The organism is Aquipuribacter hungaricus, from assembly GCF_037860755.1.
GTDB classification, from domain to species: domain Bacteria; phylum Actinomycetota; class Actinomycetes; order Actinomycetales; family JBBAYJ01; genus Aquipuribacter; species Aquipuribacter hungaricus.
Genome location: NZ_JBBEOI010000457.1, coordinates 1 through 1,000, shown reverse-complemented (window position 1 = coordinate 1,000; position 1,000 = coordinate 1). Strand labels below are relative to the sequence as shown.

Here is a 1,000-nt window from a genome sequence, read left to right as displayed (position 1 = left end):
CTGCGCGCCGTCCGCCCGGCCGCGCACGAGGAGGCCGCCGCGCCCGGCGTCCACGGCACGCAGCCCTCGGCGCCCGGCGTCCCGGGGGGCGAGGGGACCCAGGTCGCGTCCCCGGTCCCGGTGCCGGACCTCGGGCGGCCGAGCTTCACCGAGCACGAGGACGATGTCGCCGAGGCCGAGGCGGTCGCCCAGCGCGTCGTCGACCTGCTCGCCCGCGGCGTCCGGGCGGCCGGGGTCGCCGTGCTCGTGCGGACCAACGGCCAGCTCGAGGTGCTCGAGCAGGCCCTGGGCGACCGCGGCGTGCCCTACCTGGTGCGCGGCGCGGACCGGTTCTTCTCCCGGCGCGAGGTGCGCGAGGCCGTCGTGCTGCTGCGCGGGGCCGCCAAGACCGCCCGGGACGCCGGGGCGGGCGACACCGGGACGGGCGGGGCGGGCGGTGCCGGGACGGGCGACGGCGGGGCAGGCAGCGGCGGCCCCGCGCTGGTGGACGTCGTCACGGACGTCCTGTCGACCGCGGGCTGGTCGCCGGAGCCGCCGTCGGGGCGGGGGCAGGTCCGGGACCGGTGGGAGTCGCTGGCGGCGATCGTCGACCACGCCCGCCGGCTCGTCGCCCACGACGCGTCGGCCGGCCTGCCGGCGCTGGTGGCCGACCTGGAGCAGCGGGCCGCGCAGCAGCACGCGCCCGTGCTCGACGGCGTGACGCTCGCGACCATCCACGCCGCCAAGGGCCTGGAGTGGGACGTCGTCCTGCTGCCGGGGCTCGCCGACGGGACGCTGCCGATCGCCATGGCCGCCACGCCCGCCGCCCTGGAGGAAGAGCGCCGCCTGCTCTACGTCGCGGTCACCCGCGCCCGCGAGGTCGTCCACCTGTCGTGGGCCCGCGCCCGCACCCCTGGCTCCCGGGGGGCGAGGCGGCCCTCGCGCTTCCTGGACGGCGTCCGCCCGGACGACGGCGGGACGGGGCGCGGCGGCCGGCCCGGTGCCCAGCGGTCCCCGGGGC

General features: G+C 80.7%; 1 protein-coding gene. It reads left to right on the top strand.

Translation table 11 applies throughout. The features are described 5' to 3' along the window. On the top strand, positions 1 to 1,000 hold a 1,000-nt coding region (locus WCS02_RS20585), incomplete at both ends, for a 3'-5' exonuclease (protein WP_340296180.1).